1 protein-coding gene is annotated in these 247 nt (G+C 50.2%); it reads left to right on the top strand.

Features of this window, described 5'->3' with window-relative positions; all coding sequences use genetic code 11:
* A partial coding sequence (locus F3J02_RS18425) for an Ig-like domain-containing protein (RefSeq protein WP_228284366.1) occupies positions 1 to 247 on the top strand: 247 nt, incomplete at both ends.

Below are 247 nucleotides of genomic sequence, written 5' to 3'. Positions count from 1 at the left end.
CAGCGGGTAACAGCAGCAACATCACCGATACGCAAGTATATACAGTCGATGTAACTGCACCGAATGCACCAGACATCAATCCAATCAATGCAACAGATCCGATTACCGGTACAGCAGAACCTGGTTCAACAGTGACGGTGACCTACCCGAATGGTGGTGGTACAGCCCAAACCACAGCAGACCCAGTGACTGGTGTATGGACAGTACCAAATCCAGGTAACTTACCAAACGGCAGTACAGTGACTGC

The sequence above is a fragment of the Acinetobacter sp. Tr-809 genome (genome assembly GCF_011753255.1).
In the GTDB taxonomy this organism is placed as follows: domain Bacteria; phylum Pseudomonadota; class Gammaproteobacteria; order Pseudomonadales; family Moraxellaceae; genus Acinetobacter.
This window is presented reverse-complemented; position numbering and strand designations above follow the sequence as displayed.